The sequence below is a fragment of the Billgrantia endophytica genome (genome assembly GCF_002879615.1).
Taxonomy (GTDB): Bacteria; Pseudomonadota; Gammaproteobacteria; order Pseudomonadales; family Halomonadaceae; genus Halomonas; species Halomonas endophytica.
Genome location: NZ_PNRF01000012.1, coordinates 269,469 through 296,337, shown reverse-complemented (window position 1 = coordinate 296,337; position 26,869 = coordinate 269,469). Strand labels below are relative to the sequence as shown.

28 protein-coding genes and 3 tRNA genes are annotated in these 26,869 nt (G+C 62.7%); 11 read left to right on the top strand and 20 right to left on the bottom strand.

Annotation, left to right across the window (positions count from 1 at the left end; genetic code table 11):
* Window positions 1–42: 42 nt before the first annotated feature.
* From C1H69_RS06480 to C1H69_RS06445, 8 genes are all read right to left on the bottom strand, one after another.
* Window positions 43–1,338 carry a lytic murein transglycosylase gene (locus C1H69_RS06480; RefSeq protein WP_102652569.1) on the bottom strand — a complete coding sequence of 432 codons (1,296 nt, stop codon included), beginning with the start codon at window positions 1,336–1,338 and terminating at the stop codon, window positions 43–45.
* 122 nt (window positions 1,339–1,460) lie between these two features.
* A complete protein-coding gene (gene mnhG, locus C1H69_RS06475) occupies window positions 1,461–1,865 on the bottom strand; it encodes a monovalent cation/H(+) antiporter subunit G (protein WP_102652568.1) in 405 nt (134 codons plus the stop codon).
* Window positions 1,858–2,127 (bottom strand): MrpF/PhaF family protein, encoded by a 270-nt coding sequence (locus tag C1H69_RS06470; RefSeq protein WP_102652567.1) that lies wholly within the window; start codon window positions 2,125–2,127, stop codon window positions 1,858–1,860. The genes mnhG and C1H69_RS06470 overlap by 8 nt, the downstream gene beginning before the upstream one ends.
* Window positions 2,128–2,148: 21 nt before the next feature.
* On the bottom strand, window positions 2,149–2,622 hold the full coding sequence (locus C1H69_RS06465; RefSeq protein WP_102652566.1) for a Na+/H+ antiporter subunit E: 474 nt from the start codon (window positions 2,620–2,622) through the stop codon (window positions 2,149–2,151).
* Window positions 2,619–4,193 carry a Na+/H+ antiporter subunit D gene (locus C1H69_RS06460; RefSeq protein WP_102652565.1) on the bottom strand — a complete coding sequence of 525 codons (1,575 nt, stop codon included), beginning with the start codon at window positions 4,191–4,193 and terminating at the stop codon, window positions 2,619–2,621. The genes C1H69_RS06465 and C1H69_RS06460 overlap by 4 nt, the downstream gene beginning before the upstream one ends.
* Window positions 4,190–4,537 (bottom strand): Na+/H+ antiporter subunit C, encoded by a 348-nt coding sequence (locus C1H69_RS06455; protein ID WP_102652564.1) that lies wholly within the window; start codon window positions 4,535–4,537, stop codon window positions 4,190–4,192. The genes C1H69_RS06460 and C1H69_RS06455 overlap by 4 nt, the downstream gene beginning before the upstream one ends.
* Before the next feature lie 54 nt (window positions 4,538–4,591).
* Complete coding sequence (locus tag C1H69_RS06450; protein WP_102652563.1) at window positions 4,592–5,023, bottom strand: Na+/H+ antiporter subunit B; 432 nt, start codon at window positions 5,021–5,023, stop codon at window positions 4,592–4,594.
* Window positions 5,016–7,349 carry a putative monovalent cation/H+ antiporter subunit A gene (locus C1H69_RS06445; protein WP_102652562.1) on the bottom strand — a complete coding sequence of 778 codons (2,334 nt, stop codon included), beginning with the start codon at window positions 7,347–7,349 and terminating at the stop codon, window positions 5,016–5,018. Before C1H69_RS06445 ends, C1H69_RS06450 begins: the two co-directional genes overlap by 8 nt.
* Window positions 7,350–7,798: 449 nt before the next feature.
* Between C1H69_RS06445 and C1H69_RS06435 the strand changes: the two genes are divergently transcribed.
* The 6 genes from C1H69_RS06435 to C1H69_RS06410 are packed head-to-tail and all read left to right on the top strand — an operon-like array spanning window position 7,799 to window position 13,702.
* A complete protein-coding gene (locus tag C1H69_RS06435; RefSeq protein WP_102652560.1) occupies window positions 7,799–10,609 on the top strand; it encodes a monovalent cation/H+ antiporter subunit A in 2,811 nt (936 codons plus the stop codon).
* Window positions 10,609–10,950, top strand: a complete 342-nt coding sequence (locus C1H69_RS06430) for a Na+/H+ antiporter subunit C (protein ID WP_102652559.1) — start codon at window positions 10,609–10,611, stop codon at window positions 10,948–10,950. Before C1H69_RS06435 ends, C1H69_RS06430 begins: the two co-directional genes overlap by 1 nt.
* Window positions 10,947–12,503, top strand: coding sequence for a monovalent cation/H+ antiporter subunit D (locus tag C1H69_RS06425; RefSeq protein WP_102652558.1), 1,557 nt, complete (start codon window positions 10,947–10,949; stop codon window positions 12,501–12,503). The genes C1H69_RS06430 and C1H69_RS06425 overlap by 4 nt, the downstream gene beginning before the upstream one ends.
* Window positions 12,500–12,997 (top strand): Na+/H+ antiporter subunit E, encoded by a 498-nt coding sequence (locus tag C1H69_RS06420; protein ID WP_102652557.1) that lies wholly within the window; start codon window positions 12,500–12,502, stop codon window positions 12,995–12,997. The genes C1H69_RS06425 and C1H69_RS06420 overlap by 4 nt, the downstream gene beginning before the upstream one ends.
* A complete protein-coding gene (locus tag C1H69_RS06415) occupies window positions 12,991–13,260 on the top strand; it encodes a K+/H+ antiporter subunit F (protein ID WP_102652556.1) in 270 nt (89 codons plus the stop codon). Before C1H69_RS06420 ends, C1H69_RS06415 begins: the two co-directional genes overlap by 7 nt.
* 10 nt (window positions 13,261–13,270) lie before the next feature.
* A complete protein-coding gene (locus tag C1H69_RS06410; protein ID WP_102652555.1) occupies window positions 13,271–13,702 on the top strand; it encodes a Na+/H+ antiporter subunit G in 432 nt (143 codons plus the stop codon).
* A gap of 90 nt (window positions 13,703–13,792) precedes the next feature.
* Here the strand turns inward: C1H69_RS06410 and hemH are convergent, their stop codons facing one another.
* The 10 genes from hemH to rnr form a co-directional block, all read right to left on the bottom strand.
* On the bottom strand, window positions 13,793–14,866 hold the full coding sequence (hemH, locus tag C1H69_RS06405; RefSeq protein ID WP_102652554.1) for a ferrochelatase: 1,074 nt from the start codon (window positions 14,864–14,866) through the stop codon (window positions 13,793–13,795).
* 231 nt (window positions 14,867–15,097) lie between these two features.
* Window positions 15,098–15,400, bottom strand: coding sequence for a DUF6482 family protein (locus tag C1H69_RS06400; RefSeq protein ID WP_102652553.1), 303 nt, complete (start codon window positions 15,398–15,400; stop codon window positions 15,098–15,100).
* A 217-nt stretch (window positions 15,401–15,617) separates the two neighbouring features.
* The gene (locus C1H69_RS06395; protein WP_102652552.1) at window positions 15,618–15,911 is read right to left on the bottom strand and encodes a hypothetical protein; all 294 of its coding nucleotides are present in this window, start codon (window positions 15,909–15,911) and stop codon (window positions 15,618–15,620) included.
* A 76-nt stretch (window positions 15,912–15,987) separates the two neighbouring features.
* Window positions 15,988–17,376, bottom strand: a complete 1,389-nt coding sequence (dnaB, locus tag C1H69_RS06390; RefSeq protein ID WP_102652551.1) for a replicative DNA helicase — start codon at window positions 17,374–17,376, stop codon at window positions 15,988–15,990.
* 201 nt (window positions 17,377–17,577) lie between these two features.
* Window positions 17,578–18,024 (bottom strand): 50S ribosomal protein L9, encoded by a 447-nt coding sequence (gene rplI / locus C1H69_RS06385; protein WP_102652550.1) that lies wholly within the window; start codon window positions 18,022–18,024, stop codon window positions 17,578–17,580.
* A 15-nt stretch (window positions 18,025–18,039) separates the two neighbouring features.
* Entirely contained in the window at window positions 18,040–18,894 is an 855-nt protein-coding gene (locus tag C1H69_RS06380; protein ID WP_102652549.1) for a YybS family protein, read from the bottom strand.
* Window positions 18,895–18,905: 11 nt separating this feature from the next.
* Window positions 18,906–19,133: a 30S ribosomal protein S18 gene (gene rpsR / locus C1H69_RS06375; RefSeq protein ID WP_102652548.1), complete on the bottom strand. Its 228-nt coding sequence runs from the start codon at window positions 19,131–19,133 to the stop codon at window positions 18,906–18,908.
* Between the two features lie 25 nt (window positions 19,134–19,158).
* On the bottom strand, window positions 19,159–19,548 hold the full coding sequence (rpsF, locus tag C1H69_RS06370; RefSeq protein WP_102652547.1) for a 30S ribosomal protein S6: 390 nt from the start codon (window positions 19,546–19,548) through the stop codon (window positions 19,159–19,161).
* Between the two features lie 160 nt (window positions 19,549–19,708).
* Window positions 19,709–20,551, bottom strand: a complete 843-nt coding sequence (gene rlmB / locus C1H69_RS06365; protein ID WP_102652546.1) for a 23S rRNA (guanosine(2251)-2'-O)-methyltransferase RlmB — start codon at window positions 20,549–20,551, stop codon at window positions 19,709–19,711.
* Window positions 20,551–22,932, bottom strand: coding sequence for a ribonuclease R (gene rnr, locus C1H69_RS06360; protein ID WP_102652545.1), 2,382 nt, complete (start codon window positions 22,930–22,932; stop codon window positions 20,551–20,553). The genes rlmB and rnr overlap by 1 nt, the downstream gene beginning before the upstream one ends.
* Window positions 22,933–23,166: 234 nt before the next feature.
* Between rnr and C1H69_RS06355 the strand changes: the two genes are divergently transcribed.
* The 5 genes from C1H69_RS06355 (at window position 23,167) to C1H69_RS06335 (ending at window position 25,510) form a co-directional block, all read left to right on the top strand.
* Window positions 23,167–23,253, top strand: a tRNA-Leu gene (locus tag C1H69_RS06355).
* Between the two features lie 76 nt (window positions 23,254–23,329).
* Window positions 23,330–23,416 (top strand) — tRNA-Leu (locus C1H69_RS06350).
* Window positions 23,417–23,484: 68 nt separating this feature from the next.
* Window positions 23,485–23,571, top strand: a tRNA-Leu gene (locus C1H69_RS06345).
* Between the two features lie 267 nt (window positions 23,572–23,838).
* Window positions 23,839–24,483: a TetR/AcrR family transcriptional regulator gene (locus tag C1H69_RS06340; protein WP_102652544.1), complete on the top strand. Its 645-nt coding sequence runs from the start codon at window positions 23,839–23,841 to the stop codon at window positions 24,481–24,483.
* A 199-nt stretch (window positions 24,484–24,682) separates the two neighbouring features.
* Window positions 24,683–25,510 (top strand): MipA/OmpV family protein, encoded by an 828-nt coding sequence (locus C1H69_RS06335; RefSeq protein ID WP_240609843.1) that lies wholly within the window; start codon window positions 24,683–24,685, stop codon window positions 25,508–25,510.
* 80 nt (window positions 25,511–25,590) lie between these two features.
* On the opposite strand, the gene C1H69_RS06330 is transcribed toward C1H69_RS06335, so the two are convergent.
* Entirely contained in the window at window positions 25,591–26,478 is an 888-nt protein-coding gene (locus C1H69_RS06330) for a DNA/RNA non-specific endonuclease (protein ID WP_102652543.1), read from the bottom strand.
* A gap of 78 nt (window positions 26,479–26,556) precedes the next feature.
* Window positions 26,557–26,832 (bottom strand): Lrp/AsnC family transcriptional regulator, encoded by a 276-nt coding sequence (locus C1H69_RS06325; RefSeq protein WP_102652542.1) that lies wholly within the window; start codon window positions 26,830–26,832, stop codon window positions 26,557–26,559.
* Window positions 26,833–26,869: the final 37 nt, after the last annotated feature.

Sequence of the window (26,869 nt, the reverse complement as noted above, 5' to 3'; positions counted from 1 at the left end):
TTGACGACGCCTCACCCTTCCGGGTGAGGCGTCGCCGCTTGGTCAACGTTGCAGCCGCTCCAGCAACCGCACGGTGGCAAAACCATCGGGTGTGGCGCCGATCGAACGCTGGTATTGGCGCAACCCGCTGCGGGTGTTGGGTCCCATGACCCCGTCGGGCGTCCCCACGTCGAAGCCACGGTCATTGAGCGCTCGCTGCATCTCACGCACCTGGTTGCGAGACAACGGCTCTTCGTCGCGGGGCCAGTTGGCCTGAATGCCACCGCGTCCGGCAATCTCGTTGGCCAGCGTACCTACCGCCAGCGCGTAGCTGGTGGCGTTGTTGTAGCGCAGGATAGCCCGATAGTTGGGGCCTACGAGGAAAGCCGGGCCACGCGCTCCGGCCGGAGCCAGCACGGAGGATTGGGAGAAATCGGGCAGTGCATCCCCGCTGACGCTGCGCACGCCCTGCTCGGCCCAGTCTCGACTGGTGCGACGCGTCGCCAGCTCCGTCTGGGCGTAATCGAAATCATCCGGCAACCGGACTTCGATCCCCCATGGTTCGCCGGCCTGCCAGCCGGCTCTCGCCAGGTAGTTGGCCGTGGAAGCCATGACATCGGGAATACTGCCCCAGATATCGCGGCGGCCGTCTCCATCGCCATCCACGGCGTAAGCCTCGAAACTCGAGGGTATGAATTGCGTATGTCCCATGGCGCCAGCCCAGGAGCCGACCATGCGCTCCGGCGGGATATCGCCCGTGTCGATGATCCGCAAGGCTGCCAGCAGCTCGCCCCGGGCAAAGTCACGCCGGCGACCGTCAAAGGCCAGCGTCGCCAACGCATCGAGGGTGGAGAAGTCCCCGAAGTTACCGCCGTAGTTGCTCTCGATCCCCCAGATGGACACGATGATTTCCGCTGGGACGCCGTAGCGCTGCTCCATCTGGTGCGCGGTATCGCGATGCTCGGCCAGCTTGGAGCGCCCCTGGTTGATCCGGGTGTTCGACACGGCGCTGTCCAGGTACTGCCAGATGGGGCGCACGAACTCCGGCTGCGAGCGATCCAGTTCGATCACCCTCGGTCGGTAGCGCACATTGTCCAGCGCACGTGCCAGGGTCGTGTCACGGATCCCCTCCTGCCGGGCTTCGCGTCGAAAGCCCTCCAGCCAGTCACCGAAGTCGGCCGGTGAAGCGGCTTCACTGTCGGCAGGAGATTCGGGGGCTGACGATCGGGCGGCGCTGGTCTGCCGTTCCGACCCGGCACTGGCTTCCGGGTCAGCGGCGAAAGCCTCCTGAACCGGGCTGCTCTGGCAGCCCGCCAGCATTGCTATCAAGAGAGTGGCGGGAAAAACATGGCGTATCATGATATCGGCATTCCTTGGCATCGAATGCCACCGATGATGGCTCAGAAGCGGGCGCCAGGCCAGCCTGCCCAGCCCCGGAATCGTCGATTTCTGTAAACGACGCCCTGTCCACCTTCGCCCTATCAGGGCGTATCGTTCTCCCTGGGCTGATGAACGGCATTGGCCTCGGTCTCAAGACCGCTCTTCAGCTCATGGGTCAACGGGTCGTAGTTGGGGCGAAGCTCATCCTTCACGGTACCGGACCACAGCTTGGAACCCACGAAGTAACCGGCCCGACCGATCACGTGGGCCGCCACCGGGGCGGTCATGATAATGAACACGATGATCGCGAAGGCGCGTGCCACCACCCCGACCTCACCGAAGTGCAACGCTACCGCCAGCATGATCAGGATCACCCCCAGGGCCGCGGCCTTGGTGGTGGCGTGCATTCGGGTCAGCAGGTCCGGCAGGCGTATGATGCCGATCGCCGCCAGCAACGTGAAGATCGCACCGGAGAGCATGAGCGTACCCTTGATGAAGTCAATCATCGCGCGGCCCCCCACGCTCCAGAAAGCGGGCGAAGCCAATCGCCGCCAGAAAGCCCATCAGGGCGATGACGATGGCAGCGTCGAGGAAACTCGACACCCCGGTAGCGATGGCATAAAGCCCCACCATGCCCACCACGATGCTGGCGAAGAGCTCCAGCGCCACCACCCGGTCGGGCAGGCTCGGACCTCGCACCACGCGCACGAAGGCCAGGATGAGGGCAAGACCCATCAGCACCTGGCTGATCAGGATCACGGTCTGCATGGCGACACCTCGCGGCCAGGCTCAGCGAAACAGTTCCAGGGCACGGTATTCCATTTCCTTGAGGTTGCGGCGCAGTTCCTCCTCGTCGTCGAGGAACATGGCGTGAATGTAGAGCACCTTGCGATCATCGGAGACGTCCAGGCTCAGGGTGCCCGGTGTCAGCGAAATCAGGTTGGCCACCATGGTGATCTCGAGTTCCGTACGGGCTTCCAGTGGCATGGCGATCACCCCGGGCTGCATGTACCAGGGCGGCGTCAGGATATCGAAGCCCACCTTGAAGTTGGCCAGCAGCAGTTCCTTGATGAAGAAGCCGATGAAGCGGACTATCCTCGGCACCCGGGCCGGATAGCCTTTGAGCGCCTCCACCTGCGGCTCGATGAGCACCAGGGTGAGGTAGCCGAACACCAGCCCCATCACGAGGTTGAGTCCCGTGAAATCGCCACTGAGGATGACCCAGGCCAGGGCCAGCAGCAGGTTCCAGATTGCACCTGTCATGGCGTCTCCTCCCGGTTCAGCGCCTCGACCAGAGCATCATCCACGCCGCCATCGCTTCCCAGCACCGCCTCGATATAGCCTTGTGGATTCATGAGCTGATCGCCGACCTGGTTCATGATGACCATCAACGGCTCGGCGAAGATCCCGATCAACAAGGCAAAGAGCGCCAGTACTCCTACGGGCAGATACATCAGCCAAAGACTAGGTGGCACCATGCGGCTGTCGTCCCCCACCACGGTTTCCTCCACCGGCACCAGGTTGTCCTTCGGCAGGCTCTTCCAGAATACCTCATTCCATATCTTGACCATCGAATAGAGGGTCATCAGCCCCACCGCCAGGGCCACTCCGGTCACGACATAGGCTCCGGCCTCGATACCGGCCCGCACGATCACGAACTTGGCGAAGAAGCCGGACAGCGGGGGTATGCCGGCCAGGGAAAAGGCCGACAGGAAGAAGGCTACCGAGAGCCAGGGGCGTTCACGGTAGAGCCCGCCCATCTTCTTGAGTTCGTAAGTGCCCTGAATGCGCCGGGTGATGCCGCTGATCAGGAACAGGTTGGTCTTGACCACGATGTTGTGCATGACCGCGAAGATACCCCCGGCAATGGCCAGGGGGGTGAACAGGGCCAACCCCAGGATCATGTAACCGATCTGGCTGACGATATGGAATGACAGGATACGGCGGAATTCGAACTGCGCCGCCGCCCCCAATACCCCGGTGACCATGGTGAGGGCCGCACCCCATATCAGCAGGTCCTGGGTGTAGCCCAGGGTCTGGTCGAAGATCAGGGTGAAGACCCGGAATAGCGAATAGACCCCCACCTTGGTGAGCAGGCCGGCAAATAGCGCCGATACCGCCACAGGCGGCGTGTGATAGGAAGCCGGCAGCCAGAAGAACAGGGGAAAGGCCGCCGCCTTGATGCCGAAGGCGATCATGAACATCACCGCCAGAACCTCGACCATGCCCCGATGCTCGGCCACCGCCAGACGCTGGGCGATATCGGCCATGTTGAGGGTGCCGACCATGCCGTAAAGCAGCCCGATGGCGGTGAGGAAAATCACGGAGGCCAGCAGGTTAAGGGTCACGTACTTGATGGCGCCTTCCATCTGCGCCTTCTCGCCACCGAGGATCAGCAGTGCGAAGGAGGCCACCAGCATCACCTCGAACCAGACGTAGAGGTTGAAGATGTCCCCGGTGAGGAAAGCACCGGACACGCCAGCCAGCAGCATGTGCATCAACGGATAATATCCGAAGCGCTCATGACCGGGCCCGGTGGAAGCCAGCGAATAGACGGCCAGGGACAGGCCAATGATGCCGGTCAGCAGGATCATCACCGCACTGAGCATGTCGGCGATCAGGGTAATGCCGAAGGGGGCTTGCCAGCCGCCCATCTGGATCACCACATAGTCGTCACGGCCGACCGATACCAGCAGCCAGAGCGCAACGCCGAGCAGGGCGGCATTGCCGGCCACGGCGATGAAGCGTTGCATGGGGCGCGAGCGCCAGAACAGCAGGGAGACCGCGCCCGACAGCAACGGCAGAAGAACGGGAAGAGCAACTTCGGGCCTCACGTATCGGTATCCTTCATCTTGTCCAGGTCATCGGCCTTGACGATCTCGTAGGCACGGCGAATCAATACCACGGCAAAGGCAAGCACGCCGAAGGCAATCACGATGGCGGTCAATACCAGCGCCTGAGGCAGCGGGTCGGCCACCGGGCCAAGCGGTGCAGCCAGGCCGGCGGGGATCAGCGGCGGTGCCCCGCGGGTCATTCCGGCCGATGTGAAGATCAGCAGGTTCGCCGCGTTGGAGAGCAGTATCAGGCCAATCACCAGCTTGACGATTGAACGGCGGAGCATCAGGAAGATCGCTGCGGCATACAGGATGCCGATGGCCACGGCCATTATCGGTTCCATGGGAAACCTCCCTGGCAAGTTGGCGAGATAGCAGTCGCAGTGCCCGGCTGGCGTTCAGGGTTCATCCTTGTCCACCTCCATCAGCGTCATGACCATGGCCAGCACCGACCCCAGCACGGTCAGGTACACGCCGATATCGAAAATCAGCGGCGTCGATGCCTTGAACTCGATGCCGGGGATGGTCCACCACTGGGCGGTCAGGAAGGGCTGGCCCATGAACCAAGCGGGAAATACCGAGATCATGCCCAACAGCAACCCAAGGCCAACCAGGTCTCGCGGGTCGACCATGCGCAGCACCTCCCGGGTGGCCGTGACCCCAAAGGCGAAAAGGTAGAGGGTAAAGGCCCCCGCGGCCACCAGTCCGGCGATGAAGCCACCGCCGGGCTCATCATGCCCACGCAGCAGCAGGAACAGGGAGAACAACAGCTGCAACGGCATCAGGACACGTGCCGCGGTGTGCAGTATGAGCGTTCCGGACTTAACCATCGGCCGACTCCTTCTCCTGTGATGCCGGCTTGCCCGGTTTCTCCGCGGCTCGCAGCTTGAGCATGGCGATGACCCCGATCGCAGCCAAGGCCAGCACGAATATCTCACCCAGGGTATCCAGCGCCCGATAGTCGACCAGAATCACATTGACGATATTGCGCCCATGAGCCAGCGGCACGCTGTTCTCGACCATGTAGCCGGAAATGGGAACGAACTGGTCGATTCCCCAGGCAGTGAGTATGAGCAGGGTGATCAGCACCCCGACGCTACCCGCCACCATGACATCCCTCACCCGCTCCAGCGGAGTCGACAGGCTGGCAAAGCGTGGCAGGCGGAAGAGCACCAGTACCAGCAGGATGACCGTCAGAGTCTCTACCAGCAACTGAGTGATACCCAGGTCCGGCGCACTGAACAGGATGAAAGTCAGAGCGATGGAGAACCCCATGATGCCTACCGAGACCACCGCGCCCAACCGCGACCGGGAAATGGCCGCGAACAAGGCACCCATCACCATCAGGCCTACCACCACCACTTCATGGAAACGTACATCGAGCCGAAAGACGATTTCCGGGGCATGGCGCAGCAGCAGCGAGTTACCGACCAGCGCAATCAGCGTCAGTATCGTCACCATGATGTAGTTTCGCATGTACCCATTCTGCAGGATCCGGGTCTGCCAGCCGGAGACCACCGCCACCCAGTCCATCAAGGCCTCGTAGCCCGCCTCGGGGCCTCGCGCCATCAGTGGGTCCAGCCTTGCCAGCCGGGCCCGCACCTGATCCCAGCGGCGGAAGACCATATAACCCAGGGCCAGGCTGACCAGCGACATGACAAGCGGCAGGTTGATGCCGTGCCACAGCGCCAGCGTCACCGTGACCTGCTCACCGATCACCGCCGAGGCAGCAGCGGTGAGTAGCCCCATGCCCGCCAGCACCGGTAGCAGCCCCAGTAGCAGCGACAGCAGAGCCAGCACGGCCGGCCCAACCAGCATCGATACGGGCGCCTCGTGCGCGACCCGAGGGGTTGGGCGGCGTTCGCCGAAGAAGGGGCGCAAGGCCACGATGGCTGCTACGGCGATGGTCAGAAAGGCTGCGGCAAAGGCCAGCAACACGACCAGCCAGCGATAGGCTTCCGCCCCCAGGATCGTCTCGAACATCAACTCCTTGGCGATGAAGCCGAACAAGGGCGGGGCACCGGCCAGCGACAGGGCCGCAACCAGTGCCACCAAGGCGGTAACCGGCATCAACGGACGCAACCCGCCCATGGCCGTCACGTCCTTGGTACCGGTTTCGTGATCGAGAATGCCTGCCACCATGAATAGCGCTCCCTTGTAGAGAGAGTGCGCCAGCAGGAAGGTCACGAAGGCGATCAAGGCGCCTTCGGTACCAATACCCAGCAGCATGGTCAGGGTGCCCAGCGCCATGACCGTGGAGTAGGCCAACAATTTCTTGATATTGGTATGGCGAATGGCCAGGAAAGCACCGGTGAACATGGTCAGCGCACCCACCACCGAGAGGATGCCCACCCACATCTCGGTTCCCCCCAGGCTCGGTTGCAAACGGGCCAGCAGGTAAATGCCCGCCTTGACCATGGTCGCGGAGTGGAGATACGCCGACACCGGGGTCGGCGCGGCCATGGCGTTGGGCAACCAGAAATGGAACGGGAACTGGGCCGATTTGGTGAAAGCGCCCAACAGGATACAGATCAGCAGGGGCGTATAGAGGTCGTGCTCGCGCAATGCGTCACCCATGCCATTGAGCTCGACAAGCGACCAGCTGCCACCGGCGATGCCCAGCATTACCAGCCCCGCCATCAGCGCCAGGCCACCAGCGAAGGTGACGAACAGCCCCTGCCTGGCCGACTTGCGGGCCTCCAGGTCGGCGTGACTGAAGCCTATCAGCAGGTAGGAGGTGATGCTGGTCAGTTCCCAGAAGACGAACAGCGTGACCAGCCCGTCCGCAAGGACCAGGCCGAGCATCGACACCATGAAGGCAAGGATCACCACATGGAAGCGCACCAGGTCGGGGTGACCCTTGAGGTAGCCGCCGGCATAGATCAGCACGAAGGTGCCGATGACAGTGATCAGCAAGGCGAACAGCAGAGACAATCCATCCACCACGAAGGTCAGGCTCATGCCCAGTGAAGGGACCCACTCAAGGGCGAACCCCAGCACCTCGCCATCCATTATTGCCGGCACCTGCCCCAGGAACCACAGGGCCAGGACAGCAGGAAAGGCCGCCAGCACGAAGCTAGTGCTCCCGCCGAACCAACGATGCAGCAGAGGCGCAAAGGCGGCCAGCACAAAACCCGATAGCACGGCAAATTGCATCATGCAGTTCCCTTCTGTTCAGTTCTTCGTCCGGGCCTGGCGGCATGACCACCACCTGGCCAGGTTCGTCAGGCAGCCGGCGGGTCCGTCTTGTCAACCCCCTTCAGGGCGACTGCACTTGGATAGCGTACCAGATCAAGAAACCATCATCTTGTCGAAAGAATACGCCCAATGGATGAGCGCCAACGGCCGCTTCAGGCTGTTTATTGCACTGCAAAAGCTATAAACTCTGCGCCGCGGCTGGCTACGGCAAGCGTTGATTTCAAAGCGAAATGGACGGCTAGTATAGCGATTTACCTCCGCTTTTTCATTCGTGCCCAAGGTCGGCCCTGACGATCCTCGATCGCTACAAATAAGCTCGTGTGGTATTCGGGGGCACGCTACGCCACGACGGAACCTCCTGCTGTGGTGCGATGCCACCGACCCACCGCCAGAATGGACGGACCACCATGTCGCTGCTGTGGATTCCCCTCCTTACCATCGTCGGTATCGTCGTGCCGGTGATGACCTCCCGCTATGGCCGCAAGACCTGCGTCACCGCCACACTGATAGCCCCATTGCTCGCCCTGGGCCTGGTGCTGCTGCATGCACCGACGGTGATCGCCGGCAACGTGGTCAGTCTACAGATACCCTGGCTCCCCCTGCTAGGCCTTGACCTGGCACTGCGGATTGACGGCCTGACGCTGCTTTTCTCGCTGCTCATCCTGGGTATCGGTAGCCTGATCCTGCTCTACGCGGGCTACTATCTATCGGCCGAGGAAGACGACGGCCGCTTCCTGTCCTACATGGTGCTGTTCATGACAGCCATGCTGGGCATCGCCATGGCCGACAATCTGCTCCTGCTGTGGTTCTTCTGGGAGCTGACCAGTATCTCGTCGTTCCTGCTGATCGGCTTCTGGGGCCATCGCAGCGATGCCCGACGCGGCGCGCGCATGGCGCTCACCGTTACCGGCGCCGGAGGTCTGGCGCTGCTGGCCGGCATCTTGCTTATCGGCCAGTCGGTCGGCAGCTTTGCCCTTGGGGAGGTGCTGGCGGCCGGCGACGTGATACGCGCCTCGTCTCACTACCCGCTGATCCTGACACTGGTACTGTTTGGCGCCTTCACCAAATCGGCCCAGTTCCCGTTCCATTTCTGGCTGCCCCACGCCATGGCGGCTCCAACGCCGGTGTCGGCCTTCCTGCATTCGGCCACCATGGTCAAGGCCGGGGTCTTCCTGATGGCCCGCCTCAACCCGGCGCTTGGCGATACCGCCCTGTGGGCTGTCGTCCTGTCACTTGTCGGCCTGATCACCATGCTCTATGCCGCGTGGTTCGCCCTTCTGGAACGCGACCTGAAAGGAATATTGGCCTTTTCCACGGTCAGCCACCTGGGCCTGATCACGCTACTGCTCGGTCTGGGTAGCCCGCTGGCCATCGTCGCCGCCGTGTTCCATATCCTCAACCATGCCACGTTCAAGGCGGCGCTGTTCATGATGGTGGGCATCATCGATCATGAAACCGGCACCCGTGACATCGATCGTCTGGGAGCACTGTGGGCAATGATGCCGCTCACCGGTACCATGACGATCCTGGCTGGCGCCGCCATGGCCGGGTTCCCGCCATTCAACGGCTTCCTGTCCAAGGAGATGCTGTTCGAACAGAGCCTGGTCAACAATGTGCTCGGCGCCCTCAGCGCCCTGATTCCCATGCTGGTGATGGTAGGCGCCATCCTCTCGGTGGCCTATTCGCTACGGCTCATTTACAGCCTGTTCTTTGCCGAACCCAAGCTGACACGCGAGCAGAAGGCCCAGCCCCCCTTGAAGGCCCACGACCCAGCCCGCGGTATGCTGGCTCCCGGCCTGTTCCTGGCCGCCATGAGCCTGCTGATCGGCCTGTTCCCGATGACCCTCGCCGCGCCGCTGGTCAATGCCGCCAGCCTGGCCGTGCAGGGCGATACCACCCCGCTCTTCAGCCTGGCGCTATGGCACGGCATCAACCTGCCGCTGCTGATGAGCCTGGCTGCAGTGGCCGGCGGTGTGGCGGTACTCTACCACCACCGGCGCTTCGCCCGCATCGCCGCCCTGTTCCCCGCCCGCGATGCCGGCCTGCTCTTCGAAGCCGCCACCCTGCGCCTGATCAAGGCCACCCTGTGGCTCACGCTACGACTGGAGAACGGTTCCCTGCAGCGCTATCAGGCCCTGCTGATCCTATGCGCCCTGCTCATGGCCGGCATCGGCCTGTCCCAGCTCGATGCCCTGACCGGCGAACTGGGGGTCCAGCCCATCGATGGCATGGTGGTGCTCGGCGCGGTGCTGATCATCTTCGGCGCCATCGGCAGTGCACTGAGCCACCGCTGGCGGCTCGTCTCGCTGCTGATGCTCTCGGTGGTGGGACTATCGGTATCGCTGACCTTCGTGCGCTTCTCGGCCCCGGATCTGGCCCTCACTCAGTTGTCGGTGGAAGTGGTGTCGATGATTCTCATGATCCTGGCCCTGTTCTTCCTGCCCCAGAGACCGCCACTGCTGGTATCGGGACGGCGCATCCTGCGCGACCTGCTCCTCGCCGTTTCCCTGGGACTCGTGGTGGCGATGCTCAACTACGCCCTGCTGACCCGCGAGACGTTGACCATCGCCGATTTCTTCCTGCGCGAGTCCGTGCCCGGCGGCGGCGGCACCAACGTGGTCAACGTGATCCTGGTGGACTTCCGCGGCTACGACACCCTTGGCGAGATCACTGTGCTGACCCTGGCCGGCCTGGCCACCTTCAAGCTGCTCAACCGCATGAAGCTGTTCATGCCGGCGGGCAACCTGGAAGGCATCCGCTGGTCGCGCCATCGCTATCCTCTGATCCTTGCCGTGATAGCGCAGGTTCTGCTGCCGCTGGCCCTGCTGGTGTCGGTCTACATCTTCCTGCGCGGCCACAATCAGCCGGGAGGCGGCTTCATCGCCGGCCTGATCACCGCAGTGGCCCTGGTCCTGCAGTACATGGCCCGCGGCCACGAGTGGACCCGTGAGCGGTTGCCTGTCTCCTACTCGGCGGTGGCCGTTTCCGGGCTGGCCGTCGCCGTGGCCACCGGCCTGGCCAGTTGGCTGTTCGGCTATCCCTTCCTGACATCGGCTTTCGGCCATTTCGATGTTCCGTTGCTTGGCGAGATCGAGCTGGCCTCGGCAATGCTCTTCGATCTGGGAGTCTATCTTGCCGTGGTCGGCGCCACCCTGATGATCCTGATCAACCTGGGCCGGGTCACCACGATCCACCGCCCACGCATGGAGGAACGCTGATGGAAGCCCTCTTCTCACTCGTCGTCGGCGTGCTGATCGCCAGCGGCACCTACCTGCTGCTGCGGGGCCGCACCTTTCCCGTCATCATCGGCCTGGTGCTGCTCGGCTATGCCGTCAACCTCTTCCTGTTCTCCACTGGCGGCCTCAACACCCATGCCGCCGCGGTGATCGGCGAGTCGACCGTCCCGACCGACCCGTTGCCCCAGGCCTTCGTGCTCACCGCCATCGTGATCGGCTTTGCCATGACGGCCTTCGTGGTCATCCTGGCGATCCGTGCGCGCAGTGAAATGGGCTCCGACCACGTGGATGGGCAGCAGGGCGAAGCAGGGGATGCCAAATGAGCCAACATCTGGTCATCCTGCCTATCCTGATGCCGATGATCGGTGCCTTGATCCTGCTGCTCTCCGGCAAAGCCCCGGACGGCTTTCACCGCCGCCTCAGCGTGGCGCTCACCGGCGCACTGCTACTCATCAGCCTGGTACTGCTGGGGCGCGCTGCCAGCGGCGAGCTGCTCCTGTACGCATTGGGGAACTGGCAGGCCCCCTTCGGTATCGTGCTGATGCTCGACCGTCTCTCGGCACTGATGCTGGTCCTGACCGCAACGCTGGCACTGGGCTGCGTGCTCTTCGCCTGTGCCGGCGAGGATATCCGAGGCAGCCACTTCCACGGCCTCTTCCAGCTCCAGCTGATGGGCCTCAACGGCGCCTTCCTCACCAGCGACCTGTTCAATCTCTTCATCTTCTTCGAGATCACGCTGCTCGCTTCCTATGCCCTGCTGATGCATGGCGGTGGCAAGGAACAGGTCGCGGCCGGCCTGCACTACGTGGTCATCAACGTGGCCGGGTCGGCGCTATTCGTCATATCCCTGGGTGTGCTCTACGGAGCCACCGGCACCCTCAACATGGCCGACATGGCCAACCGCGTCGCCGAGATGGGCAGCGATCAGGCCGCCCTTGTCACCGCCGGCGCGCTCATGCTGATCGTGGTGTTCAGCCTCAAGGCGGCGCTGCTGCCGCTCTACTTCTGGCTGCCGCGCACCTATGCGGCGGCCCCGGCGCCGGTGGCCGCGCTGTTCGCCATCATGACCAAGCTGGGGCTCTATGCCATCCTGCGCGTGCAGTCGATGATCTTCGTCGAGACTCCGGCCGCCGCGCACATCACCACCTGGCTGTGGTGGTCCGGGCTGGCCACCATCGCCCTGGCCGGAGTGGGTGTGCTGGCGGCGCGCGACCTGCGCCCATTGATCGCCTATCTGGTACTGGTCTCGGTAGGCACGCTGCTGGCAGGCGTGGCGATGGGTACGACAGAGGCCACTACCGCCCTGCTCTACTACCTGCCCCATACCACCTTGATCTGCGGTGCCCTGTTCCTGATAGCCGAGCTCATCGGACAGCAGCGTGGCAAGGCCGGCACGCGCCTGGTTCGTGCCCGACGCCTGCATCAGCGCCACCTGCTCGGCGGCCTTTTCCTGGTGGCCGCGGTGGCCGTGGCAGGCCTGCCCCCACTGGCCGGGTCGATCAGCAAACTGATGCTGATGCAAGCCGTGGAAGGCAGCGCTCGGCTATGGCTGTGGCCGCTGCTGCTGCTGGCCGGACTGTGCGCCTTGATCGCCATGTCCCGCGCGGGTTCGGTTTTCTTCTGGGCCAGCTACAAGGGCGAGGTCGTCGCCGGCAAGGTCGGCCGGACCCAACTTGCCGGCGTGATATGGCTGCTGGCAAGCGTCCCCGTGCTGGTCGCCTTCGGCGGCCCCATCGGCCACTACACCCAGGCCACCGCGGAACAGCTCGCCAGCCCACAGGCGGTCATTCACCAGTTGCTGGAGGGCGGGACCGCCCCGGATCTCGCACAGCTTCCGCGGCTACCGCATGACGAGACACAGGGAGAAGCGCCATGAAGGCCCTGGGACGTTACCTGCCCACCCCCACACTATCGCTGGTGCTGCTGCTGGTGTGGCTATTGATGGTCCGTAGCATCGCTCCCGGTCAGGTCCTGCTGGGGCTCACCCTGGCGGTAGGCATTCCGCTTCTGACCCAGCGATTCTGGGAGCCGCTGCCGCATGTCAGGCATCCGCTCAAGCTGGCCTGGTTCGTGCTGGTCGTGCTCCACGACATCGTCAAGGCCAACATTCACGTGAGCCTGCTGATCCTGCTGCCGAGGCGCGAACCGCATCCCGGCTTCGTCGAGTACCCGCTGGAGGTGAAGGATCGTCTGGCCGTCACCCTGCTGGCCAACACCATCACCCTGACGCCAGGCACCGTGTCGACCAATATTCGCCTCGACGGCTCCTCGCTGTTGATCCACGTACTGGACATGGACGACGAACAGGCCCTGATCCGAGAAATCCGGGATCGCTACGAGCGACCGATCAAGGAGATCTTCGAATGCTAGATACCGCCCTGTGGATCACCTTGACCCTGATCGTGCTGGCCATGGCCATGAACGTCTACCGGCTCGCCATCGGTCCCGACGTCCCCGACCGCCTTCTGGCGCTCGATACCCTGTACGTGAACTCGATCGCCCTGATCGTGCTGCTGGGTCTGTGGCTCAATACCAAGACCTACTTCGAGGCGGCGATCCTGATCGCCATGCTGGGCTTCATCGGGACCATGGCTATCTGCCGCTACCTGCTGCGTGGCGATATCATCGAATAGGGGACACGACATGACCTTCTACGTGATTGCCGAGGGCGTGATTGCCTTCCTGCTGGTGACCGGCGGCATCTTCGCCTTTACCGGCTCGCTGGGCATGCTGCAGTTCAAGGACTTCTTCATGCGCCTGCATGGCCCCACCAAGGGCACCACCCTGGGGATTGGCTGCATACTGATCGCCTCGATGGTCTACTTCTCCATCACCCAGCGCGAGTTGCACGTGCAGGAGCTGCTGATCACCCTGTTCCTGTTCATCACCGCTCCCGTCACCGGCCATATGCTGGCCAAGACCGGCCTGCATATGCACCTGCGCTTCACCACCGGTACTCGCGGCTCGGTTCCCGAATTCCGCGACGAGGACGTTGGCCAAAGCCGCGTGGCGCGACCGGCCCGGGCCAGGCATCCCTGGAAGTCCCGCAAGGCCAAGCGCTCGCGCCGTTCCTGAAGCCCGAGCAGACAAGCTCATAGGCCTCACGCAAGAAGGGCTGCCGTTCGGCAGCCCTTCTTGCATCCACTTCGATTGCCCCTGCCCGGCTCAGCACCAGCCCGACAGTTCGCGGCGAATGATCCCGAGCAGTGCCTGGATGTGATCATCCCGATCGTTGAGACATGGCACATAGGTGAACCGCTCACCTCCGGCGGCCAGGAAACTCCCCTTGATCTCCTCGTTGATCTCCTCGAGGGTTTCCACACAATCGGCAGAAAACGCGGGTGATACCACCGCAATGTGCTTTCTGCCCTGCCGGGCCAGCTCGGCGACGAACTCGACCGTCGCCGGCCCCACCCACTCTTCCGGCCCGAACCTGGACTGGAACGCCGTCACGATCGCATCGTCGCTCCAGCCCAGCCGCTCCTTGAGCAGTCGCGTCGTCTTCTGGCACTGACAGTGATAAGGGTCGCCCTCCATGAGATAGCGTTTCGGCACGCCATGGTAGGAGGCTACCAGCACCTCTGGGCGGGCCTCGGCAGCCTCATAGGCCTCCTCCACCGAAGCGGCCAACGCGTCAAGATAGGCCGGCTCCTCGAAGTAGGCGGGCACGGTGCGAAACGCCGGTTGCCATTTGAGCGTCATCAGGGTGCGAAAGGCCTGATCGTTGGCGGTGGCAGTGGTAGGTGAGGCGTATTGGGGGTAGAGCGGGAAGAACAGGATACGCTCGCAGCCCTGAGCCTGCATCCGGCGCAGTACGCTGTCGGTGGAGGGGTTGCCATAGCGCATGCAGAAATCCACCACGACCTGGTCGCCATACGTGGCATGCAGCCCCTCGGCGATCTTGTGGGCCTGGTCGCGCGTGATGGTCAGTAGCGGGCTTTCATTCCTGTCGGTGTTCCAGATGCTGCGGTAGGCCTCTCCCGAGCTGAAGGGGCGGCGCGAGAGAATGATCAGCTGCAACAGGGGCTGCCACTTCCAGCCCGGATAGTCGACCACACGCTTGTCGGAGAGAAACTCGTTGAGGTAGCGTCGCATGGACCAGTAGTCGGTGGCATCCGGCGTGCCGAGATTCGCCAGCAAAACCCCGATCTTCCGCTTCGCCACAGGCGGATGGTCGACTGCTGCATGGGCCAGCCGCCCCATGCCGGGCTGGTCAGGTTCCACTCCCGTTGAGGTCATGCACGGTGCTCCTTCTGGTCGATGACGAATTCTGGTCGGCGCGACAGACGACAGGAGACAGTTTATCAGGCAAGGGGGCTTGAAGGGGCAAGAAAGCTGTACTGAGGAGATATTTTGTATAGCTTGAGGTGAGCCAATGATCGACAACGAGGCAATGCCACCCCTGGAAAGGGATGACGGGACAGTAGGGAATGGCAGTAGGGGAAATAGAAAGAGAGGGGGCAGAGCCGGTCAGAAGACCAGTGGCATCCGTGAGGACAAGGGATCCCGATAGTGAGCCGCACGGCCGACCATCTCGTCTTGGGGCACATGCTGCACCAGGAAGGCACGATGGATTCCGGCACGCTGCAGCTCCAGATAGACATCTTCCAGAGAGCGAAACACCACTGGCTTGCCGCGCCGTGTCAGCATGTGACGGGCACCTTCCACATCCTCCAGTTCCACCTGGTAACAGTGGCTCCCGGAATGGGTAATGACGCGAATCTCGTAATTGTCGTGATTGCCTGCAAAGGCCTTCAGTTCGTCGAAGTCCATGGCTCCTCCATGTCATGTGTAGTGGACAGCAACTGCGGATATATAGATGCCATCGGGCACAGTATGGCGGTTGCCCGATAGCATTAGCATGACAGTAGCATATTGGAGTTATGACTATCGGGCAGCAGGAGAGTTCCCTGAAATCGCGTGCGGCAGTCGTTCTTGTGGCAGATGCACGACAAGGCAGACCATGCTTCGGCAGCCTGCCTCGTGCCGTCTACTGGTAATCGGCGGGATCGATGGCCTTGGCCAGCGAGCGACGGTCAATCCACTTGCCCGCCCTGGTTTCCTTGTAGCGGAATATCACACGGTCCCCCACCGCCACGGCCAGTTCGGCGTCCTCGGTCTGGTAGCTATAGGCCTCGCCGTCCACGGTCAGGTGGAAGCGATAGAGGTCCGGCATGCCTAGCCATTCCTTGAAGGGCCCTTCCCGTTCCAGTGACTGGAGCTCGCCGCGCGCTTCCAGCTTGGGAGCGCGCTGCTGCTTGCCGCGCCTGAATCCGCTTGCCATGCTGCCTCCTGGTGATGATCTGTCGGGGGTCGGCATTATACGGTGCCCACCCCCAGGCTCAAGGCCGGGCAGACGATCAGCCTCCAAATGTCTCGCCATAGCTGTCAGGCGCCAGGTCCTCGAAGCGGGTGTACTTGCCGATGAAGGCCATGTGTACCGTCCCTATGGGACCGTTACGCTGTTTGCCGATGATCAGCTCGGCCAAGCCCTGATTGTCGGGATTGTCGGGATTATAGACTTCATCACGATAGACGAAGGCGATGACATCGGCATCCTGCTCGATGGCACCGGACTCGCGCAGGTCCGACATGACCGGGCGCTTGTTGGGCCGCTGCTCGAGTGAGCGGTTGAGCTGGGAGAGCGCCACCACCGGGCAGCCGAACTCCTTTGCCATGCCTTTCAGCGAGCGCGAGATTTCCGAAATCTCGCCGGTACGGTTCTCGTTGAAGCCCGGTATCTGCATCAGCTGCAGGTAGTCGATCATGACCAGCGCCATATTGCCGTGCTCGCGTACCAGGCGACGAATGCGTGAGCGCATCTCGTTGGGCGAAAGCGCTGCCGTATCATCGATGAAGAGCTGCTTGTCCTTGAGCAGGTTCACCGCCGAGGTCAACCGTGGCCAATCCTCGTCTTCCAGCTGGCCGGTACGCACGCGAGTCTGGTTGATACGCCCCAGCGAGGAGAGCATACGCAACATCAGTGACTCGGCGGGCATCTCCATGGAGAAGACCATGACCGGCTTGTCGCTGGAGATGACCGCGTGTTCCACCAGGTTCATGGCGAAAGTGGTCTTCCCCATCGAGGGTCGACCGGCGATGATCACCAGATCGGATGGCTGCAGGCCCGAGGTCATCTCGTCGAGGTCGCGGAAACCGGTGGAGAGGCCGGTCATCTCGCCCTGCATGTTGAAGAGCTCATCGATGCGGTCCACCGCCTTGGCCAGCAATTCGCTCATGCCGATGGGGCCGCCGGACTTGGGCCGCTCTTCGCTGATCTGAAAAACCAGGCGCTCGGCTTCATCGAGCAGTTCGTCGGCAGGCCGGCCCTGGGGGCTGAAAGCACCATCGGCGATCTGACTGGCCGCCCGGATGAGTTTCCGCAGGGTGGCGCGTTCGCGGACGATGTCCGCGTAAGCGCGAATATTGCTGGCCGAGGGTGTATTGCGGGCCAGCTCCGCCAGATAGGCGAGCCCACCGACGGTATCGAGCTGATCTCGTCCCTCGAGAGCTTCCGACAGGGTAACGACATCCAGCGGCTGGCTGGCTTCGGCCAGACCGGTCATGGCGTTGAAGATCAGGCGGTGCTCGTAACGGTAGAAATCATCCGCGACCAGACGCTCGCCCACAGTGTCCCACGCCTGATTGTCGAGCATCAGGCCGCCCAGCACCGACTGCTCCGCCTCAAGCGAGTGGGGCGGCATTTTCAGGGCAGCGGTTTCCTGATCGAGCTCGAGGGTGTCGTTCATGACATGGCAGCCTTGATGGAAAAGGGCCGTGCCATTCTACCCGATGGCCGAAGCCTGCCCTACCTCTCGATACGACAAAGTCCGCGACCGCTTCCGGTCGCGAATCTCGCCACTCGCCATATAAACAAGGGCGCGGGGAGAGTGTCTCCCCGCGCCCCGGCACATCGTAAGGTGCAAGCCTTGCTGCTTGGCTGCGCTCCCTTACTCGGCCACGACCACTACGCGAACGGTGGCATCGACTTCGGCATGCAGATGCAGGTCGATGTCATACTCACCAGTCTGGCGAATCGGACCATCCGGCATGCGAACTTCGCTCTTGGCGACGTCGAGTCCAGCCTGGGCCAGCGCTTCGGCCAGGTCACGCGGACCAATGGAACCGAACAGCTTGCCTTCATCACCGGCCTTGGAAACCAGCGACAGCTCGATTTCGTTGAGCTGGGCGGCACGGGCTTCGGCTTCAGCCTTGCGCTCCGCGGCATGGGCCTCGAGCTCCGCGCGCTGAGCCTCGAAGGCTTCCACGTTATCCTTGGTTGCCGGCACGGCCAGGCCGTAGGGAACCAGGTAGTTACGGCCGTAGCCAGGCTTGACGGCGACCTTGTCGCCCAGGCCGCCCAGCTTGCCAATATTATCGAGCAGAATGACTTCCATCTCGTGAACCTCTTGTCAGTCGCTACGGGAGGCCAGACGGCCGCGGAAGTCCGCGAACACGTCAATGAAGGCCGCCAGCAGCACGATCAGAATCATGGGCCAAGTGGTGATCAGCAGCAGATAGAAGGCGATCAGCCACAACCCGTTCATACCCTTCGCACCGACGAAGCCGTGCACCAGAGCAATACCAGCCACCAACAATGGCACCCAGGCCAGCATGCCGAGTGACGGGATACCAAGCACCATGCCAATGACACCCAGCACCACCAGCAGCCCAAGCTCACGCACCGTCAGGCGAAAGGCGTGGAACTCCTGCCGGAAGCCACCGGGATTGTAGAGCCCGGCCTGCCAGCTGCGAGCCAGAGCCAGGCAACCCACCGCGGCGACCATCACCATCAGGCCGGTGATACCACCGATCAGCAACGTGGCCAGTTCCTCGGCATCATATCCCTGCCGGGTCAGCTCGGTGAGCATGCGATCGACTTCGGACGACCCCTGGCGCAGCTGCTCCAGCAGCGGTCCGGTACCGCCTGGTGGCACGAAGACGCCCAGTTGAATCATGGCCGCCCCGGCCACAGTGCCTACGATGAGAGCTTCGCTCCAGCGCATGCGCGCTCGCAGCACCACCGCCATCAGCGTGACCAGCAGTACGCTGGCAAGTGGAATGGCATCGCCCTGGACCCACCACCATCCGGCCGGAACGGCGGCAGCCACCAGCACCGGCACCGCTGGAGCCAGGCCGCGACGCAGTGTCGCCAGGGCGACAATGGCGGCGCCGAACCAGAACAGCCAGGGAATGATGGCGGCCAAAGCAGCCCCACCGGCGGCATAGGGCGTGCCTCGCATCAACCAGCGAGCGATCGGCAACATCGGCTTGCGGCTTACTGGTGGCTGTCGGTGTAGGGCAGCAGAGCCAGATAGCGCGAGCGCTTGATGGCGGTAGCCAGCTGGCGCTGGTAACGGGCCTTGGTACCAGTGATACGGCTCGGTACGATCTTGCCCGTTTCAGTGATATAGGCCTTGAGCGTGTCCAGATCCTTGTAATCGATCTGCTTCACACCCTCGGCGGTGAAACGGCAAAACTTGCGGCGGCGGAAAAAACGTGCCATGTAAAGACTCCTTCAGGCGTGCGGATCAGGTGGCGTCGGCAGTTTCGGTTTCTTCGGTGCTGCGCGGCTTTTCGTCGCGACGAACACGCTTGTCGTCCGCCGGCTTCATCATTGGCGACGCTTCGGTGATGGCTTCCTTGCAGCGCACCACCAGGCTGCGAATGATGGCATCGTTGAAGCGGAAGATGTTCTCGATCTCATCGAGAGTCTCGCCGTTGCACTCGACGTTCATCAGCACGTAGTGAGCCTTGTGGATCTTGTTGATCGGGTAGGCCAGATGACGGCGACCCCAGTCCTCCAGGCGGTGCACGGTGCCGCCACTTTCGGTGACGATGCTGGAGTAGCGCTCGACCATGGACGGCACTTGCTCGCTCTGGTCCGGATGGACCATGAACACGATTTCGTAATGACGCATGTGATCTCCTTGCGGGTTGGCAGCTTCCTCGTGAGAACGATCGTCGCTCAGGGGAAGCAAGGAGTGATAGTCAAATGGAAACGCCCGCTCACACAGGAACGGGCGCATGCATTCTAGTGAGCTCCGGCCCCACTTGCAAGAGCGTGCGGCGCGGCGATGCTCAGGCCTGGCCCTGACGACGTTGACGCACCGCCTCGAACAGGCCGATGCCGGCCGCAACGGAAACATTGAGGCTCGACACCGCTCCCGCCATGGGCAGCTTGACCAGGCTGTCGCATGCTTCGCGTGTCAGTCGTCGCATGCCCTTGCCCTCGGCTCCCATGACCAGTGCCACGGGGCCGGTGAAATCGGCATCGAAAAGGCCGACCTCCGCCTCTCCGGCAGTGCCCAGCACCCATACGCCCAGCGTCTTCAACCGTGCCAGGGCCCGAGCCAGGTTGGTGACCTGATAGACAGGCACGCTCTCCGCCGCACCGCTGGCCACCTTGCGCACCGTGGCGTTGAGGGGAGCCGACCTGTCCTTGGGCACGATCACGCCGTGGGCACCGGCGGCATCGGCGCTGCGCAGGCAGGCGCCGAAATTGTGGACATCGGTCACGCCATCCAGCACCAGGAAGAGTGGAGGCGACTCGAACGGCCAGGCTTCCAGCTTGAACCACAGCGAGGCCTCGTCCTCGGCACTCAGTGGGGAGCAGAAGGCCACGATGCCCTGATGGGCGGCTCCCCGGGAAAGCCGGTCGAGCTCGCCCCGGGAACGGACCTGCACCCGCGCCCCGCCCCGGCGGGACATTTCCACCAGTTCGGCCAAACGGTTTCCGGCATCGCCCTCCTGCACCCAGAGCTCTCTTGGGGTCTCGCCTCGATCCAGCAGCGCACGCATGGCATGAACCCCGAAGACCGCATCGAGACCTCCCGGAGCCCCGGCAGCCTGCCGGTCCGGGCGCTTCCCCACATCCCGACGCCCCCTGGGCTCGTGCCCAGGCGCCTTGCGTCCTGCCACCATCAGCTACGCGCCCTGGGTTTACGGGGGCCGCGGCGGCGCTTGCCGCCCTTGGCATCCGCCTTGACGCCTCCAGCGGGAGGAGAAACAGGCGTCTCTTCACTGGCACCACGGCGCTTGCGAGGCTGGCGCTTCGGCCGAGGCTTCTCATCCTCCAGCGCGAAATCGATCTTGCGGTCATTGAGGTCCACGCGCGCCACCTGCACGGTGACCCCATCGCCCAACCGATAGCTCATGCCGGTGCGTTCGCCCTTGAGGCGGTGCTTCTCGGGCTCGTAATGGTAATAGTCCGAGGGCAGCGAGGTGACATGTACCAGGCCTTCCACATACACCTCATCGAGGCGCACGAAGATGCCGAACTGGGTTACCGAAGCGATGGTGCCTTCGTAGACTTCGCCCAGCTTGTCGGACATGAACTCGCACTTCAGCCAGTCCTCGACATCGCGTGTGGCGTCATCGGCGCGCCGCTCGGTCATCGAGCAATGCTCACCCAGTTCGAGCATCTGCTCGAAGGTGTAGGGACACCACTTGCTGGGCGGCTCCACCTTTCCGCCTTCGGCGCGCAGCACCGTAGCGGTCTGGCGCGGACCTCGAATCACTGAACGGATCGCCCGGTGAACCAGCAGATCCGGATAGCGACGAATCGGCGAAGTGAAGTGGGCGTATGCCGGGTAGGCCAGGCCGAAGTGGCCCTCGTTATGCGGCGAATAGACCGCCTGGCTCATGGAGCGCAGCATCACCGTCTGGATGATGTCGGCATCCGGGCGGCCCTTGATGGCAGCGGCCAACGCCTGGTAGTCCTGTGGCGTCGGCTGGTCGCCGCCTCCCACCGAAAGCCCCAGCTCATTGAGGAACAGCCGCAGCTTGTCCAGCCGTTCCGGCGAGGGACGCTCGTGGATGCGATAGAGGGCCGGCAGGTCATGCTTGTCGAGGAAGCGCGCGGTAGCCACGTTGGCTGCCAGCATGCATTCCTCGATGATCTTGTGCGCGTCATTGCGCGACCGCGGCACGATCTTTTCGATCTTGCGTTCATCGTTGAAGATGATGGCGGTTTCCGTCGTCTCGAAGTCAATGGCACCTCGAGCCACGCGAGCCTCGCGCAGCAAACGGTAGAGGGCATTCAGGTTTTCCAGCGAAGGCACCAGTTCGCGATACTCCTCGCGCAGCTCGTCCCCGGCAGGGTCCCGCTTGTCGAGAATCGCGGAAACCTTGTTGTAGGTCAGCCGTGCATGGGACTGGAAGACTGCCTCATAGAAGCGGTAGCGACTGATGGCGCCAGACTGGGAGATATTCATTTCACAGACCAGCGCCAATCGGTCGACACGCGGATTCAGCGAGCAGAGCCCATTCGAGAGCAGTTCCGGCAACATGGGTACGACCTGGCCGGGGAAGTAGACCGAGTTGCCCCGGGTGATCGCCTCCTGGTCCAGGGAACTGCCCGGACGCACGTAATGCGACACATCGGCGATGGCGACCAGAAGCTTCCAGCTACCGGACTTGGTCTTCCAGGCACAGACGGCGTCGTCGAAGTCCTTGGCCGACTCGTCGTCGATGGTGACGAAGGGCACGTCACGCAGGTCGATGCGGTGACGCTTGTCCTCTTCGGCCACTTCGGCCGACATCCCGGCGATCTGATCGTGTACCTCGGGGGGAAATTCCGCGGGGATATCATAGCTGCGGATGGCAATGTCGATCTCCATCCCGGGGTCCATGCGCTCGCCGAGGACCTCGACCACCTCCCCTACCGGCTGCACCCGGGTTTCGGGCTGCTGCACGATCTTTGCCGAGATGACCTGGCCATCCTTCGCCCCGCCACAGGCGCTGTGGGGAATGATCACCTCCTGGGTGACACGCGGGTTCTCGGGAATCAATACGCCGAACTCCGAGGTGTTCTCCCGATAGACGCCGACGATGGTCTGGGTATTGCGCGCCAGCACCTCGGCAATGGTCGCTTCGTCGCGCCCACGCCGATCGCGGCCGCTGACTCGGGCCAGCACGTAGTCGCCGTGGAAGACACGTCGCATCTGCCTGGGCGGCAACACCAGGTCGGGCTTCTTGCCGTCCTCGCGCAGCAGGAAGCCGAAGCCGTCCCGATGGCCAAGCACCTTGCCCTTGACCAGGTCGAGCTTGTCGATCAACGCATAGGCATTGCCACGGTTGCGAAGCACCTGGCCATCGCGCTCCATGGCTGCCATGCGGCGGCGTACCGCCTCCTGGAGTTCCTCGTCATCGAGACCCAGCATGCGGCTCATGGACTCGTGGGTGATGGGCTTGCCGTACTCCTCCAGCCGAGCCAGAAGGTACTCACGGCTCGGGGCGGGATTGTCGTACTTGTGGGCCTCGCGGCTGGCGTGCGGGTCGTCGCTGAGCGTCCAGTGGGTCATGCGTAGGGCATCCTTGGCAACATCGGGGACAGCGTTCTCGGTAGGGCGCTGGCAGTGCGCCGCGGGCGTAGAATCCTGCTATTGGAGTGTATTGTCATGCGCGCAGTATAGCGCTGGCCGGGGAACTACCCAACCATGGTCGGTGACATGGCGCCCAGCATCCATAGAATTATCGCATCTGGCGCCTTCACGGCCTTGCATTGAGCCGGAAATTGGGTAAGATACGCGTCGCCTGCCCAGATGGCGGAATTGGTAGACGCGCTAGCTTCAGGTGCTAGTGTCCGTAAGGACGTGGAGGTTCAAGTCCTCTTCTGGGCACCATCGATACCCGCCGTTGCCGGTCGGTATCAGGGAGGTCTCTCCCGCGCTCTTTGTCAGCTCGAGATCGTTCGTGTTCGCCCAGGTGGCGGAATTGGTAGACGCGCTAGCTTCAGGTGCTAGTATCCGTAAGGATGTGGAGGTTCAAGTCCTCTCCTGGGCACCATTGCCGTAACCGGCAGTGCCTGGCGACCACGACGGCAGATGAGCAGACAGAAACGATAGGCATGATGCGCCCAGGTGGCGGAATTGGTAGACGCGCTAGCTTCAGGTGCTAGTATCCGTAAGGATGTGGAGGTTCAAGTCCTCTCCTGGGCACCAAATTTGGTGCTAGAGACTGCCACAAAGGTCTCTAGCTAATGAAAAAGCCCGCGAAAGCGGGCTTTTTCATTTTCAGTGTCGGCCACCGCATGCCGCTGCAAGCCACGCTAGCGGGCCGGGCGCCGTAACGCCCGCTATCCAGGTCCACGGACTTGAACGATGCCGAAGCGAAGAGGAAGATGTCCTTTCAAGGCTCTTCAATCCAGTCAGTAGCCGTCGTTAGCGGTCACGCGGACGAGGCGGCACGACGATCACTTGGCGTGCCAGATGAAGCAGAAAGACTCCCTCCCCTCCCCCAGACCCGAGCCCACGAAGAAGAGGACACGACTGGCTCCAGAAGTGCGCCGCCAGCAGATCCTCGAGGCCGCACTGGTCGAATTCAATGCCTTGGGCTTCACCGCCGCCAGCATCTCCAGGATCGCCCGAAGGGCGGGCATCTCCAAGGCGAACGTCTACGTTCACTTCGCCAATAAGGACGATATGTTCGAGACGCTCCTCGAGGACCTGATGCGCCGCTCCCAAGGCAACTGGAGTCGAATGCAAGACGTGCAGACCGCCGAGGAATTCGTCGATCGCCTCATCGGCTCCGCTTACGGTGGCCTGACCGATGATACCATCGCGATTACCCGGCTTCTCATCACCGAAGGCCACCGGGTGCCTCACTTGCTCGCCAAGTGGAGCGCCGCGAACATGCAGGCACGCATCGATCGCCAGGCGCTCGTCGACCGGCTTGTCGCGGAAGGAAAGATAAAGGCCAGTCCATTGACCGAGCATTTCGGCTTGATGATGGCACCTGTCGTCTATTCGGCCGTTGCGCAGATGGTCCTGGACAAGGAGAAGGCAGCGGGAGAAGTGCAGGCCGTGAAGGACGCGCATCGCAAGCTGCTGTCCATGCTTTTGCGGCCCTCCTAGGCCGCGAGCCGACTGGGGAGTCCCGGCAAGATGGCGTGGATCTACTGGCCGATCGTTCATTAGTACGATACGATCACTAATGATCGATCGTTCATTAAGGCCCTTCTGGTTCATCAATGCAGGTTCGATGAGGCTTAGACGCTGTCATGTCCGGTCGGGAGGCGGCATTTCCTGTGTTCTTCCTCGGATGATGGGACCCATGACACCACACACCTCTCCGCTCCTGCGCAAGCGCACTCGAACGGTGCCCACTGCTCTGGCGATCCTTGCCACCAGCACCTTCTCGATGTCCCCTGCGTCGGCGCAAACCGCCGATGCCGCGCCGGACCAGGGCACGGCCAGTGCCGAAAGCAGCGACTCACAGTGGGCCATCGGCCTGGCCGGTGGCATCAACTATCAGGTCTATCGCGATTTCGACGACAGCGTGCGCGGGCTGCCATTGATCACCTATGAGAACCAGTGGGTCCACGTGTTCGGGCCCGGCGTGGATGTGAAGCTCCCATCACTGGGGCCGGTCTCGTTCCGGCTGCGTGGGCGATACATCGGCGAGGGCTACGAATCGGACGACTCGTCGTATCTCGAGGGCATGAGCGACCGCGACAGCAGTGTCTGGGTGGGAGGCGTGGCCACTTGGCGCACCGATGTCGCCAACCTGTCGGCCGAAGTCCTTGCCGACGCGATGGATAACAGCAAGGGAACACGCACCAAATTACAGATCGACCGTCGCTTTGCAGCGGGTGCCTTCGGCTTCACGCCGCGGCTGACAGCCGAATGGGTGGACAGCAAGTACGTGGATTACTACTACGGGGTGACACCGGGCGAGGCACGGACCTGGCGCACCGCCTACGAGGGAGATTCCACGGTCAACACTGGGGTCGGCCTGCGCATCGACTGGCAGCCGGCGCCCAAGCACGCCGTGTTCCTCGACATGGGGGCTACGCGCATGGGCAGCACGATCACGGACAGCCCGCTGGTCGATGAGGATATCCAGTACGGGGTGGGTATCGGCTACTTTTACCTGTTCTAAGCTTTGGCCATCAACGAGCGAAGGTTGGAGAAGGCAAGAATCGGCAGGAAAGACCGCGAACTGATCGCGGTTTTTCCTGTTTACTGGAAGCGCCCCGGCAATCGAGTCACCTCATCCAGCGCCCACCCCTCGGCCACCACCTCCCCTTCCAGAATCGAGGCCGCCTCGTCGGGAAGCCTCGGGAAGAAATTCAGCCCCGTGCGAGCCTCCACTTCGTCGATGCTCACCAGGTAGTCATCCAGTGGCTCATCGCCTCTCACCTCCTGAGGCATGATGAAGGCCAGAGCCATGGGCTCCTCCGTTGGCACGACGATGATCTTGTAGAAGGCTTCCGGTATCTCGACCAGACCGACGCGGTTGAAGACATTGTCCATGAAGCGCTCGGGGAATACGGGCCCCGTAATGACCTGCACGACACCGAAGCGTGGCACGAAATGATCGATCACCACCTCCTCGAGACGCTGCCACAGGCGGCGGTTGAGGTCTGGCCGCTGGGGCGAAATGTTGCTCATCAGGAAGGACTGGTGCTGGGCATCGCGTCCATGTACCACCGCAATGGCATAGTTGGGCGCGAGGTGCCCCCGGTCATAGCCACTGCCGAAGTAACTGTCGACCGCAATCGGCCAGAGGGTGCGCCAGTCGCGGCGAAAATCGGGCCTGGGGCCGGCACTGGGATCCTCTACCTCATGCAGCAGGTAGCTGACCCATAGCGGATTGACCCGCACATCCGACCAGCCCACCAGGAAGCCGTCGTTGCGCAGTACGCGATGGACGGTCAAGGGCGTCAGACTCTCCCAGGTAGGCACGCCCATCCAGCTAAGCTGGTCGCGATACTCCTGTTCCTGGGTGTACCAGAGGCCGCTGCCGACGAGAACGAAAACCAGGGTAATGCCGAAATGTTTCGACCGCCGGCGCCAGTGCGAGAGCGGGGAGCGTCGGCGTATCGCCCTTGAGCGTGTTGTGGCCATGCAGAGAAACCGTGACGGCACCGTCGCCCGGCGCTGGTCTGCGCTGTGCGGACAGGTGGAAAGAAAAGAAAAGCCGGGTTACCAGCCCAGCGAAAACATGGTCTCGAGATCGTGACGTGAGTGCACTTGCATGGCATTGAGGGTCTCGGTGTCCCGGATCCCCTCGACCGCGTTGAGCCGCTCGGTAACCAGTTCCGCCAGGCTCTCGAAGTCACGGGTACGGGCGATGGCCACCAGGTCATAGCGACCACAGGTAGAGTAGACTTCACTGATTCCCTCGACATCGGCGAGACGCTCGGCCACCGTCTTGACCTGCCCCTTGTCGGTATTGATCAGGATCACGGCATTCTGCATGATTTCTTCTCCTTGATGATGGCCGGCCCGACAGGGC

Coding starts and splice junctions, on each gene's coding strand:
- C1H69_RS06480 (WP_102652569.1), bottom strand. CDS start 1,338: ATGATACGCCATGTTTTTCCCGCCACTCTCTTGATAGCAATGCTGGCG.
- mnhG (WP_102652568.1), bottom strand. CDS start 1,865: ATGATTGACTTCATCAAGGGTACGCTCATGCTCTCCGGTGCGATCTTC.
- C1H69_RS06470 (WP_102652567.1), bottom strand. CDS start 2,127: ATGCAGACCGTGATCCTGATCAGCCAGGTGCTGATGGGTCTTGCCCTC.
- C1H69_RS06465 (WP_102652566.1), bottom strand. CDS start 2,622: ATGACAGGTGCAATCTGGAACCTGCTGCTGGCCCTGGCCTGGGTCATC.
- C1H69_RS06455 (WP_102652564.1), bottom strand. CDS start 4,537: ATGGAACCGATAATGGCCGTGGCCATCGGCATCCTGTATGCCGCAGCG.
- C1H69_RS06450 (WP_102652563.1), bottom strand. CDS start 5,023: ATGGTTAAGTCCGGAACGCTCATACTGCACACCGCGGCACGTGTCCTG.
- C1H69_RS06445 (WP_102652562.1), bottom strand. CDS start 7,349: ATGCAATTTGCCGTGCTATCGGGTTTTGTGCTGGCCGCCTTTGCGCCT.
- C1H69_RS06435 (WP_102652560.1), top strand. CDS start 7,799: ATGTCGCTGCTGTGGATTCCCCTCCTTACCATCGTCGGTATCGTCGTG.
- C1H69_RS06430 (WP_102652559.1), top strand. CDS start 10,609: ATGGAAGCCCTCTTCTCACTCGTCGTCGGCGTGCTGATCGCCAGCGGC.
- C1H69_RS06425 (WP_102652558.1), top strand. CDS start 10,947: ATGAGCCAACATCTGGTCATCCTGCCTATCCTGATGCCGATGATCGGT.
- C1H69_RS06420 (WP_102652557.1), top strand. CDS start 12,500: ATGAAGGCCCTGGGACGTTACCTGCCCACCCCCACACTATCGCTGGTG.
- C1H69_RS06415 (WP_102652556.1), top strand. CDS start 12,991: ATGCTAGATACCGCCCTGTGGATCACCTTGACCCTGATCGTGCTGGCC.
- C1H69_RS06410 (WP_102652555.1), top strand. CDS start 13,271: ATGACCTTCTACGTGATTGCCGAGGGCGTGATTGCCTTCCTGCTGGTG.
- hemH (WP_102652554.1), bottom strand. CDS start 14,866: ATGACCTCAACGGGAGTGGAACCTGACCAGCCCGGCATGGGGCGGCTG.
- C1H69_RS06400 (WP_102652553.1), bottom strand. CDS start 15,400: ATGGACTTCGACGAACTGAAGGCCTTTGCAGGCAATCACGACAATTAC.
- C1H69_RS06395 (WP_102652552.1), bottom strand. CDS start 15,911: ATGGCAAGCGGATTCAGGCGCGGCAAGCAGCAGCGCGCTCCCAAGCTG.
- dnaB (WP_102652551.1), bottom strand. CDS start 17,376: ATGAACGACACCCTCGAGCTCGATCAGGAAACCGCTGCCCTGAAAATG.
- rplI (WP_102652550.1), bottom strand. CDS start 18,024: ATGGAAGTCATTCTGCTCGATAATATTGGCAAGCTGGGCGGCCTGGGC.
- C1H69_RS06380 (WP_102652549.1), bottom strand. CDS start 18,894: ATGTTGCCGATCGCTCGCTGGTTGATGCGAGGCACGCCCTATGCCGCC.
- rpsR (WP_102652548.1), bottom strand. CDS start 19,133: ATGGCACGTTTTTTCCGCCGCCGCAAGTTTTGCCGTTTCACCGCCGAG.
- rpsF (WP_102652547.1), bottom strand. CDS start 19,548: ATGCGTCATTACGAAATCGTGTTCATGGTCCATCCGGACCAGAGCGAG.
- rlmB (WP_102652546.1), bottom strand. CDS start 20,551: ATGGTGGCAGGACGCAAGGCGCCTGGGCACGAGCCCAGGGGGCGTCGG.
- rnr (WP_102652545.1), bottom strand. CDS start 22,932: ATGACCCACTGGACGCTCAGCGACGACCCGCACGCCAGCCGCGAGGCC.
- C1H69_RS06340 (WP_102652544.1), top strand. CDS start 23,839: ATGAAGCAGAAAGACTCCCTCCCCTCCCCCAGACCCGAGCCCACGAAG.
- C1H69_RS06335 (WP_240609843.1), top strand. CDS start 24,683: ATGACACCACACACCTCTCCGCTCCTGCGCAAGCGCACTCGAACGGTG.
- C1H69_RS06330 (WP_102652543.1), bottom strand. CDS start 26,478: ATGGCCACAACACGCTCAAGGGCGATACGCCGACGCTCCCCGCTCTCG.
- C1H69_RS06325 (WP_102652542.1), bottom strand. CDS start 26,832: ATGCAGAATGCCGTGATCCTGATCAATACCGACAAGGGGCAGGTCAAG.